This window comes from Methanosarcina sp. MSH10X1 (assembly GCF_004099695.1).
In the GTDB taxonomy this organism is placed as follows: domain Archaea; phylum Halobacteriota; class Methanosarcinia; order Methanosarcinales; family Methanosarcinaceae; genus Methanosarcina.
Genome location: NZ_SCHL01000017.1, coordinates 60361 through 70847, shown reverse-complemented (window position 1 = coordinate 70847; position 10487 = coordinate 60361). Strand labels below are relative to the sequence as shown.

Annotated in this window: 10 protein-coding genes; 3 read left to right on the top strand and 7 right to left on the bottom strand. The window is 43.7% G+C overall.

The window, feature by feature from the left end:
- The 7 genes from EQO05_RS12130 to EQO05_RS12100 all read right to left on the bottom strand — a co-directional run.
- Nucleotides 1-843, bottom strand: an 843-nt coding sequence (locus EQO05_RS12130; protein ID WP_164888546.1) for an aldo/keto reductase, incomplete at its 3' end; no start/stop codon positions are given.
- Nucleotides 844-1299: 456 nt separating this feature from the next.
- Nucleotides 1300-2553, bottom strand: coding sequence for an aldo/keto reductase (locus tag EQO05_RS12125; RefSeq protein ID WP_128506875.1), 1254 nt, complete (start codon nt 2551-2553; stop codon nt 1300-1302).
- Between the two features lie 481 nt (nt 2554-3034).
- On the bottom strand, nt 3035-3526 hold the full coding sequence (locus tag EQO05_RS12120; RefSeq protein WP_128506873.1) for an NADH-quinone oxidoreductase subunit B family protein: 492 nt from the start codon (nt 3524-3526) through the stop codon (nt 3035-3037).
- A 494-nt stretch (nt 3527-4020) separates the two neighbouring features.
- Nucleotides 4021-4296 (bottom strand): hypothetical protein, encoded by a 276-nt coding sequence (locus EQO05_RS12115; protein WP_128506871.1) that lies wholly within the window; start codon nt 4294-4296, stop codon nt 4021-4023.
- 190 nt (nt 4297-4486) lie between these two features.
- Complete coding sequence (locus tag EQO05_RS12110; protein ID WP_128506869.1) at nt 4487-5479, bottom strand: serine protease; 993 nt, start codon at nt 5477-5479, stop codon at nt 4487-4489.
- Nucleotides 5480-5893: 414 nt separating this feature from the next.
- A complete protein-coding gene (locus tag EQO05_RS12105; RefSeq protein WP_128506867.1) occupies nt 5894-6193 on the bottom strand; it encodes a carboxymuconolactone decarboxylase family protein in 300 nt (99 codons plus the stop codon).
- Nucleotides 6194-6592: 399 nt separating this feature from the next.
- Nucleotides 6593-7144: a GNAT family N-acetyltransferase gene (locus tag EQO05_RS12100; protein WP_240664634.1), complete on the bottom strand. Its 552-nt coding sequence runs from the start codon at nt 7142-7144 to the stop codon at nt 6593-6595.
- Nucleotides 7145-7907: 763 nt separating this feature from the next.
- Here EQO05_RS12100 and EQO05_RS12095 point away from each other — a divergent pair.
- From EQO05_RS12095 to EQO05_RS12085, 3 genes are all read left to right on the top strand, one after another.
- Nucleotides 7908-8231 (top strand): cupin domain-containing protein, encoded by a 324-nt coding sequence (locus EQO05_RS12095; protein WP_128506865.1) that lies wholly within the window; start codon nt 7908-7910, stop codon nt 8229-8231.
- A 170-nt stretch (nt 8232-8401) separates the two neighbouring features.
- Nucleotides 8402-9682 (top strand): hypothetical protein, encoded by a 1281-nt coding sequence (locus tag EQO05_RS12090; protein WP_128506863.1) that lies wholly within the window; start codon nt 8402-8404, stop codon nt 9680-9682.
- A 390-nt stretch (nt 9683-10072) separates the two neighbouring features.
- Nucleotides 10073-10378 carry an MscL family protein gene (locus EQO05_RS12085; protein ID WP_128506861.1) on the top strand — a complete coding sequence of 102 codons (306 nt, stop codon included), beginning with the start codon at nt 10073-10075 and terminating at the stop codon, nt 10376-10378.
- The last annotated feature ends 109 nt before the right edge of the window (nt 10379-10487 follow it).

Sequence of the window (10487 nt, the reverse complement as noted above, 5' to 3'; positions counted from 1 at the left end):
CACAAGCTGTATTTCGGCTTCGGTCAGGGTATCAGGGTAGGCTTCGGATGCAATCTTCAGGTTTTCTTCAATCTGGGATTCCTCATTCATGCCTGAAAGTACAACTGTAACCTCGGGGTGGTTCCATACCCAGCGGAGCCCCCATTCGGCAGGTGTGCGTTTTACGGATGCTTCATTCCAGATCTCCTGCACCTCAGGAGGTACCAACCTTGTCAGTTTACCCCCTCGCAGGGGTTCCATAACAATAATGCCAAGACCCTTTGAAGCGGCATACCTGAGCCCTTCAATTCCTGCCTGGTTCTTTCGGTCCAGGAAATTATACTGGATCTGGCAGAAAACCCAGGGATATGCGTCCACTATCCGCTTGAAATCCTCGATTGACCCGTGGAAAGAGAAGCCGGCATTTATTATTCGCCCGTCAGCCTTTGCTTTATCAAGGAATTCGATTACTCCGAGGCTTTCCAGCCTGTCCCATAAAGCCCCCACAAGCCCGTGCACAAGGTAATAATCTATATGATCCGTTCTGAGTCTCTCAAGCTGTGTGTTCAGGATCCTGTCCATATCCTCTGTATTTTTTATTGTCCAGGATGGAAGTTTTGTGGCAAGTTTAACCTTTTTCCGATATCCGTCAGCTAGCGCCCGACCCACAAAAGGTTCGCTTTCTCCCATGTGATACGGCCAGGCTGTGTCAATATAGTTCATCCCGTGGTCGATTGCATATCGCACCTGCCTGGCGGCTCTTTCCTCATCTATCTTTCCATCATCTCTCAAAGGAAGGCGCATGCACCCGAATCCCAGTATAGAAAGTTCATCTCCATTTTGTGGCATTTTTCTGTACAGCATTTCAATTACCCTTCCGTTTTAAGTTATTTCCCTCACCCTTAAGACTTTCCCCACAAGCCTTTTCAAAAAATCCTTGACCGCAAGCCTTTTCAAAAAATCCTTGACCGCAAGCCTTTTCAGAAAAGGCTTGAGCGAAAACCCTGATTTATCTAAACCGGTGTAACCGGAGCGTGATCGACCGGCGTAGCGCAAACTTTTTCAAAAAAAGTTTGATCAAAAACGCATGCTTTATCTAAACCGGTGTAACCGGGACGGGCTCAAGCGACGCCACGCTTGCGGGTCAACGGTTTATTCTTAACTGGTTTTTTCTTGGTTTTACTTATATGCTCACGGTCAATAAAAGCACCTGTTGCCCGGAAGATTCTGAACGGGGATGATGTGAGATTTTTTAACCGTACGTTGTGATTGAGCTTCAGGAGCATTGGGACAGAAGAATTCCCCGGAGTTTTGATGCAATTAAAACAGCGTTGGGTTGGTTTCCGTGGATTCCAGTTCCAGATGGCTTTTTGCATCCCGGTCTTTCCTGAACTTATCCCTTGCAGCGTCTTTCCAGGTCTCCAGATCAGGGCCTTCGAATTTCTGTACAATAGTCTTGAGTAAAGAGGGTATATCCAGGTGCTGTGGACATTTTTCAAGGCATTGTCCGCACTGCACGCACTGGGAAGCGTAGCCAAGAACGCCGCCTCTTAGTATTCCGCCTGGCTTTGCTGCGTACATAAGCTTGCCTTCGTCCTCATCGCCCGAAAGGTATACATTGTCATAGATTTCGAAGCATCCCGGGATATCCACACCTGAAGGGCAGGGTAAACAGTATCTACAACCTGTGCAACCGGTATTCATGAGCTTGCGGTACTCCTGCTCGACCCTATCCACAAGCTGTATTTCGGCTTCGGTCAGGGTATCAGGGTAGGCTTCGGATGCAATCTTCAGGTTTTCTTCAATCTGGGATTCCTCATTCATGCCTGAAAGTACAACTGTAACCTCGGGGTGGTTCCATACCCAGCGGAGCCCCCATTCGGCAGGTGTGCGTTTTACGGATGCTTCATTCCAGATCTCCTGCACCTCAGGAGGTACCAGCCTTGTCAGTTTACCCCCTCGCAGGGGTTCCATAACAATAATGCCAAGACCCTTTGAAGAGGCATACCTTAGCCCTTCAATTCCTGCCTGGTTCTTTCGGTCCAGGAAATTATACTGGATCTGGCAGAAAACCCAGGGATATGCATCTACAATCCGCTTGAAATCCTCAATTGACCCGTGGAAAGAGAAGCCGGCATTTATTATTCGCCCGTCAGCCTTTGCTTTATCAAGGAATTTGATTACTCCGAGGCTTTCCAGCCTGTCCCATAAAGTCCCGATAAGTGAGTGCACAAGATAATAATCTATATGATCCGTCCTGAGCCTCGCAAGTTGTGCATTCAGGATCCTGTCCATATCCTCCCTGCTTTTTATTATCCAGGAGGGGAGTTTTGTAGCAAGCTTAACCTTTTCCCGGTATCCGCCGGCAAGGACCCGGCCCAGAAAGGGTTCGTTCTCTCCCAGATGATATGTCCAGGCTGTATCGATGTAGTTCACTCCATGATCGATTGCGTACCGAACCTGGCGCCTTGCCTTCTCCCTGTCAATCTTCCCGTCTCTGACAGGAAGCCGCATGCACCCGAAACCCAGTATTGAAAGCTCGTCTCCGTTCTTTGGAATCCTTCGGTAAAGTATCCACTTTCCCCCCTTGCTCTCCCTTTTCCCCTTATTCTCTCTGCCTTTAAGATGACGTCATTAACGTAATTATACGTTATCATATCTCTATTAAAGGAATAAAGTATCCGGATTACGTAAAAATAGGAAATGTTGATTTAAAGTTTTTATTTAACTTAGATAAAAAATACCCGATTTTTATGTAAAAATTGAATTTTACTCTTACAGATTAGATACAAATTAGATCGTTTCCGGATAATATCCGTTTTCTTCTTATCTGCTTCTCTCTTCACGAGCTTTTCCTGTACTTTCCTTCAAGAATTCTTCTAGAATTGTATATAAATCTTAACCTTAGTTTAACCTGCCCTGAATCAGTTAACCTATTCCCGATACGCCGAAAACGGCATAAAATCAAAAGTTTAGATTAGAATTCCGGATTTTGCTCGTACACATGTGACGGAATGGGTTTGAAAGTGGAATAACCAGGCTCAGCAGGTTTGGTTCAACCTGGCGTGTCCAGGGAATCACCGGGTGCTGGAACCTCGTTTCCTTTGAGCTTTACCTCTTTTCCTTTTATTTTTCTTTTCTTCTTATCTTCAAGTATTGGGAGGCATGCCACTATTCCGTCAATTATGGCTTCAGGTCTTGGAGTACATCCAGGAACATGTACATCTACGGGTATGACCTGGTCCACTCCGCCTATTACATTATAGCACCCGTGGAAAATCCCACCTGTGGATGCACAGGCTCCGACTGCCAGAACAACTTTGGGGTCAGGAATCTGGTTATAGATGTTTTTGAGTACGTTTACATTTTTGTAATTTACCGCGCCCGTGACCACCATTATGTCCGCCTGCTTGGGGGTGCCGATGTTTAAAACACCAAATCTTTCAGCGTCATATAGAGGAGTAAGGCAGGCTACGACTTCAATATCACAGCCATTACAGCTGTTACAATTTACGTGTATAATCCATGGAGATTTTGCCAGTGACATAGATACCTCATTTTATAGTATTATACTTTATAATGAAGTAATTTTATATAAAATTAATTATAAAATTATGAAGCTCTCTAAACATTATAAATAAGATATAACCAGAAAGATAGGCAGGTTGAGTTATGTGTATATTCAGAGATGATAATGTGCATGGCTAAATCCTGAAGAATTAGCGTTAAAACATTCCGGAAAAGCATGAATACTTCAGTTTGAACTGTCAGGTTCTCTTTAAAAAAGGAAAAGCATCGGTTACGATGGCTGCAATAAACTTGCTAACTGAGAATTAAATAGAAAAAAATTATAAGACAAGCTTTAGATATTTTTCTGTTTTATAAACGGCTCTGACCAGCATTTTAACCTGTGTCTGCATTAAAAAAAATTAGATTTTTAAGGCACTCAAATTTGTTCCTACCATGAGTTCTCAGGCACGAAAATTGAGTCCTTACACAAAAAACCTCTGAATAACCTTGAAAGCTTATTTTAGACGATTATTACTCATCACGCAACTCATGGAATTCAAATTGCCGGTTACCCAGGTCAAAAATATTGACAATCTTCTTCACCGTTGAACCGTTCTGCATTTTGAATTCCACTATAAACTCGCGCTGCGGCGGATTTGATTTCATGAGATAATCGGTCAGTTGCACAGACTTTACGCCCTGCTGCGCCCTGAGCCAGGCTTCAATCTCGTCAAGAGATCCAGCGCTGTCAACAGCCGAAGCTAACTTTTTTTCGAAGACCTTAAAGTCAACAGTTGAGAAGGACATGGTGCACGCTTCTGTTATTTGACAATCATTAACCGACAAACTCCAGGGGCATAGCTAAAGAAGCTGACGCCGGAAAGTATTACTCTCGGGAAGATACTGAACATGATGCCGGTTTGGCAGCGAGATCAATAAACCGATGACGCCTGTCCCTGAAAAAACTCTGGCTGATGCTTTCCCGGAGTTGCTGAGCTCAATGCTGGATAGGCTGTTCACGCCGGGATGGCTCGGGAATAAGTTGCTGGAACTCGGTAGTCCGGGTACAGTCTTCCCCCCGGCAGCCCGTACTCGGGCAAACAAGGGAAACATTGCAGGTACCCTGTCTGACGAAATCCGTTTCTCCCCGGACGAGAATGCCTTCAACCTCATGCGTCTCGCTGTTAAAGACCGGTGACCCCGAGTTACCTCCGTAAGTATCGAGATTGGCTATAAAAAATGCACCCGGTCGGTTATCACGAACCGATGCACCACCTGCAAACTTTGTGGGCAAGCCTGCAGGGTGCCCGATCACGTGTAATGTCTGAGTATCACTTACTCTGCCGTCCCGCCTTATCCGGGCAATGCGATGGTTGGTTACCGGGCGGTCGATGCGCACAAGTGCCCAGTCAGGCCCGTTTCCGGCTTCCTCCCTGCCTAGAAGCTCTACCCCGCGGTAGATCTCCATATTGTCAACTGCAGTTTCCGCAGTGCTCGAATCACGCATACGGAATCCGAAGACGAAGCAGATGTTTGTTACATTGCCGGCATTGACACAGTGCCCGGCCGTGGCGATGATATCCGGTGCAACAAGAAAACCGGAACAGAAAGCTCCTGCTGGCTGGTCTCTGAAGCGTTCCCCAGGGCACAGGTTGTGAGCTGCACCGAAATTATCAATCTTCAGCGCAGAGGTGCCATCCCCATTATCAATCACTTTCGAAGCTCTGAAAAGGGCAACAACACTGTCCACGTCATCCAGGTCCGGTCCGCCCGGAAGATCGCACACGTCTATACGGTCGTCAATCCCGTAAATTACTTTCTGGTTCTCTTTAAGAACCCTGACAATCGTTGCATCGTCGAACTCTTTTAGACTTTCACTCGGTTCTGCCGGCACTGCCAGGGCAGATTCCACGGTTTTTGCTTCACGGGCTCTTAATTCCTGCAAAAGCACATTAACAGGCATTTCTTTAAGTTTCTGAATATCTTCCAATTAACCCCCTCCCGATTTCGAGTTTCCCGGAGTCCATGCTCTTCCCGATCATTGATAGTTTTCAGGATTAGCTCTGGGGTTTCGGGATTGGCTCATTGCCTGAAACCTTCCATACTGTGAAAGCCAGGACTATGGCTGGCTTTTTAAAACAGTATATTAATATCTTATTCTGGCAGATATCTGTCCTGTGTCCGGAAGACAGTTTCTTTTTGCTATTTTGCTTATCGAATGCGTTTCATCTATCTACGTGAATAAGATATTAATATAAATGTAATTATAGTATAAATCCTCAAAGAAAATGTGTTTAGAACCTATACTCACAATTATGTATGGCTTGCCGGAAGGGAAATACTCAATATGAGTAAAGCTGAATAATACAACCGACGTCTTTTAAGGCTGTTGAATTCTTTGTATTTAGAGAATATCCCTGAGGGCTTCTGAAGCTGTATAAACGGCTCCAGCCCCGAAAATGTACTGGGTAATCCTTACTGCCTGCATTACTTCTTCTTTTGTCGCTCCGGCCTGCATTGCCTGAATTGCAAGGAATTTTACTCCGCCTGCCGAACCATTAGCTGCATCCAGCGCCATTGCAAGCAGGAATTTGTATTTAAGAGGAATCCCGCCCTCTACAAAAGCAAGTTCACGCGTATTTTCAAGCAGATTAAATAATTCAGGGTCCTGGTCCACGATAACCTGTAATGGGTTTTCTGTCAATATCTCATCTCCATTTCTTTTCCGGAAATTTGATTCTATTGGCTGTTATGATCGTATATTATTATGCCTATCAATGAATTTTAAAGTCTTCCCCGAATAATCGGGGATGCGGGAAAAACAGGAGAAAAGGGAGAAAGCAAAAGGACGAACTCATTTATAGATCCTGTTTCCAGAGAGGTTCAGAAAGTTTTGGAGAAAATAAATTCCTGGAAGAAAAGGGCATCCGTCTTAGAAAGGAGGAACAGGGATAGAAGAGGGGATGTCTAAAAGAAGATTTTACAGATGCCCACCTATATATAATACTCACAAATATATAAAATTGAGTTTATACTGCTATTTTATAGGGGTTTTTCGAAGTACTCAATTATTTTATGCAAAAACCGTTTCCCCCTGAATTTCTCAGAGAGCGGGGACTGGATTTCTATTTCCACTTAAAAATTCATAAGCTATTGTCCCTTCTTCCGGACCTTTTCCTTTTAATAGGAAGCCGTTTTTTTCCAGGACTCGAATTGATGCCTTCAGATAAGGATACGTATAAGCTATAATGCTGTCTCTTTTGAGGCTGGAAGAAGCCCACTGTACCATTGATCGAACAGCCTCAGTTGCATATCCTCTACCGTGATAGGCAGAAAGCATAGAATATCCTATCTCAAGTGTCCCGTTCTTATGGACAAGAAAACCTCCATTGCCTACTAAAACCGGCTTTTCGGAGCCTTTCTGAAGGAGAATCCAGTAAAAACTCCAGACTTTTCTTTCCTTTGCCTGAATCCGCCCTATAAAATCTTCGATTACTTCAGGAGTTATCTGGTCAGGAGGCCACTCCTCAGGAACACGAACATTGAGAGTCGAAGCAAAAGCCTGAAGGTCATGCAGCTCAAGAAGATACAGCTTCGAAGTAGCAGGAAACAGGTACAAACGTTCGGTACGGATTGGGGATACGATGGTAGGCATATATTTGAGTTTGGAGCTACTTTTACATAATCTTTTTGATGACAGAATCTTAAAGTAACTCAGATCTGTGATTCTTTAAGTGGAAAAACACAATCAAACAGTGAAGTAGAAGATTATTTCAATCTAGAGGATTTGTTCGCTCTTAATTAAGTCAATAGAAAAGCAAATAAAAACAATTAAGAAGTTGTTAAGATAAAGAAATCAAACTGACTGGAAAGGCCGAAAAACTTACTGGAAAACAGAAATAAGAAGATAAGAGATTTAAAAAGACATATAATTTAAAAAGATAAAAGATAGGAGTTCTAGATAATCAAAAAATTGTGGAGAGTAGGCACCTGATATTGTGGAGAGTAGGCACCTGATATTGTGGAGAGTAGGCACCTGATATTGTGGGGAGTAGGCATCTGATAAGGGAATAGTTGGGATTTTGGGGGGTATAAAACTGGTTGGGTGTATAAGAAAAGCGTTTATCAGATGCCTTACATACTAATATTAGCTAATAATATATAAAATTATTGTTATAATACTATTTCGTCGAATTTTATATGGAAGATGTGGCAAAAAACCAGATATATTGTAATTATTTTCCAGATACTTTTCTTAAACCCTTGGTAAAATAGTAAATTACAGGTTAGCTTTTTAATCCCGGAACATGTTACAAAAATCTTAAAGTAATAGAAAAAATAATATAAAGACTAATTCGGCCTGGACTTATAATGTTTATTTTGTATAAATCTGGTAGCAATAAAAGATTTGAGGTATCATGTTTTACAAGAGTGATGCAAATGGCTACAGGGAAGTTCTTCCTGGAATTAGAATGAAAGCTATGGTCTATGGAGAAAAAACTCTGATGAGCGAATTTTTTCTTAAATGTGGCAGTGCCCTTCCGACCCATGACCATATTCATGAACAGACCGGTTACCTTGTTTCAGGTAAAATTATTCTAACCATCGGGGAAGAGACTTTTGACGTGGAGCCCGGGGATTCCTGGACTATTCCGGGCGGCGTAACTCATGCTGTTGAAATTCTGGAGGATTCCATAGCTATTGAGGTATTTTCCCCCAGAAGAGATGAGTACATGGGATAACATTGCTACAGTCAGCCAGCAAGGTTCTGTTTCGCTGGATTTTCAGATCGGGTAAAAGAAAGCATCCCGTTAAGTTTAACCGATGTATCCTGTTAGTTATCTTCGAACCGGCTCCGGAGCCATAAGTCTTATACCTGTTTTTAGATAATCTATATTATGGGGAATCGGACATGGATAGAGAAAACCTTCCACCGGGTTTTAAGGATGTTCTTGACTTCAAGTTTATAGACGCACTTTTCGGCAGAAGAGCACGCCGTTTCTTTATGGGGGCTTCCATTCCGGACGGATATTTCAAATATAAATCGAAGCATGACCCCCTGCCTTTAACCGAAGAGGAACAGATGCTGGTACTTTCGGCAGCAGGAGGCAATACCGGGTGGCATAACCTGATTATGCGGGGGGAGAGATATGCGCCTGACCTCTCTAACTACGCTTGCAGTGCAGGAGGACGTACTTTTCCATCGGCTGCCGGTTTCCATACAAGTGAGCTCTTTTTCACGGATGATAGCGGCGTTTACTTTTTTGAAACTCGAGATGCGCCCGAACTTGCCAGACGTTCGGAAAGCGGAACTTTCGAAACCGAAGAATTGCTCAGGGCACACAGGGCAAGAATCCGAAAAATCGCGGACGGAAGGTTGAAAATCCCTCCTGAGACTCCTTATGTCGAAGCCCATAATACCTGGGTCGTTAACCATCCGGGCACAACCCTGATTATTCCCGTTGCCGACCTTGCCCAGCATGTGCTTGCAGGACTCTGTTATTATACTCAGAACGGAGTTTGTTTTTTTGATGACGTGCATGGGGAAAAGATAGAGGGGCTTGAGGAATTCAAGAAGCTTGTTGATATCGAAAATCCATTACCTTTAAGTTTCCTTGAACTGTGGTCGTTCTCGGAAGCCACTGCCGAGCTTTCAATCACCTGCTACGCAGGAATGCTTATGCTGCAGGCAATGGGACTGGGTGGCTGGATGTTTAACGGTATGGACCCTTTTTCAGTTCTCGGAGCAAGCGGGAATCCTGACGTGCCTGGCCTTGGCTTCAGGTATGATACGGATGAGCGCTGGGCGCTTCCCAATCCTACCGGACTTCCTGGCGTGTTTGAGGGTTATACGCCTCCTCATTATGTGAATATGCAACACGCCGTAGAAGCCCTCACCGAAAGGAAGTTCGGCCCCGACGGCCCTTTCAATCCGGAAACTCCGGGTTATTATAAAGACACGGGGGCAGTCCGGAGCAGGGCAAAGCACCACAATGAAGAGTTCAGGGCGTGTGTTGCTTTGCAGGCTCAACACATTTATGACCGCTTCGGAAAATTCCCTGGCACGGTTCCAAGTATCCTTGTCATGCCCTATCTGCAGGCCCAGCACCTGGACCCTGACTTCTATGACCATTTCTATGAAAAAGGAGCCTACCTTGAAACCCATGCCAGACATATGGAACGCTGGCACTAACCGTTGACCCGCAAGCGTGGCGTCGCTTGAGCCCGCCCCGGTTACATCGGTTTAGATAAAGCATGCGTTTTTGATCAAACTTTTTTTTAAAAAGTTTGCGTTGAAACCGTTGCGCCGGTCTATCACGCCGCTACGTTGTTTTCGCTCAAGCCTTTTTTGAAAAGGCTTGCGGTCAAGGATTTTTTGAAAAGGCTTGCGGTCAAGCTTTCTTCAAATTCTGCTATGATCCTTTTTTGTGACATTGCTTTATCAATGTCTTATGATAATTTTTCTGTCTATACTTCTGAATAATGTTTCTCATATTTTTAAGAACTTAATTAACAACTGAAGTATATCTATTTATTTTGTATATCTGCTCATTTCAGGTATATCTGTTAATAGGAGGACTAAATGGGGCTTCTAGGTGAATTTAAAGATTTCCTTTATGAATATAAGGTAATCCCGCTTGCGATTGCCTTCATTATGGGTATTGCATCCACAGCTCTTATAAAATCCCTTGTGGATAATGTAATCATGCCGTTAATTACGCCTTTTATTCCCGGCGGAGCCTGGAAAACAGCAACCCTTGAGCTAGGATCTGTAGTGATAAGCTGGGGACCTTTTGTGGCAGAATTAATAAACTTCATTATTATTGCATTTGTGGTTTTCCTCATTGCAAAGAAGGTTCTTAAAGAGGAAAAAGTAGAGAAAAAGTGAAAAATGGAATAATTATAACCAGCAAAACCTGATCTTTAAGTTAAGCAATTCACTTCCTCTTTTATTTATTTTGACTTCGGAGTGCCTCTGGCTTGAAATATCGATCTGG